General features: G+C 54.1%; 1 protein-coding gene. It reads left to right on the top strand.

Annotation, left to right across the window (positions count from 1 at the left end):
* Nucleotides 1-765 (top strand): hemolysin family protein (locus A918_RS0104345; RefSeq protein WP_022709869.1); only part of this gene is annotated, 765 nt, incomplete at both ends.

Below are 765 nucleotides of genomic sequence, written 5' to 3'. Positions count from 1 at the left end.
CGCACTGCCGGTGCCGTGTTGCGCCTTCTTGGCGGTGGTCGCGGCAGCGACAATGCTCTGTCGGAAACTGTTGACGTGATTGCGGAACATACTGCTGCGGCAGATGTGTTCCGTCCGGAAGAGAAGGAAATGATCCGCGGCGTGCTGGATCTGGCTGATCGTCCGGTGCGCTCCATCATGACGCCGCGTAATGAGGTGGAGTGGCTGGATCTGGATGCGAGTGAAGAAGAGCTTCGCAATGAATTGCGCCAGTTTGCCCATTCACGTGTCATTCTTGCCCGTGGACAGGTCGATGAATTTGTCGGCGTGGCGCTGACAAAAGACTTGCTGCTTTATCTGGCGGATTCCGCACCGATTGACTGGCAGAGTGCCATGAAACAGCCGCTGGTTGTTCATGAACACAGCAATGTGCTGCGGGTTATGGAGCAGTTGCGCGGTTCTCCGGTGCAGATGGCGGTTATCGTCGATGAACATGGTTCTTTCGAAGGTGTTGCAACGCCAACGGATATTCTTGAAGCCATTGCCGGTGAGTTTCCGGATGAAGACGGCGATGCTCCGAGTGTCGAGACCGTTGAAGATGGTATCTGGATTGTCGATGGCTTTACAGATATCCGCCGTCTGAGCGGTATTCTGGATCGTGATCTTGTGGATGAAGATGACCGCTATACGACACTGGCCGGTTTTGTTCTCTGGCATCTCGGACATATTCCGACAGGTGGTGAAAAATTCACTGCCGAAGGTTTTGAGTTCGAGGTTCTGACCATG

The organism is Pseudochrobactrum sp. AO18b, from assembly GCF_000409565.1.
GTDB classification, from domain to species: Bacteria; Pseudomonadota; Alphaproteobacteria; order Rhizobiales; family Rhizobiaceae; genus Pseudochrobactrum; species Pseudochrobactrum saccharolyticum.
The sequence above is the reverse complement of the archived record's forward strand: the minus strand, read 5'-3'. Positions and strand labels throughout refer to the sequence as shown.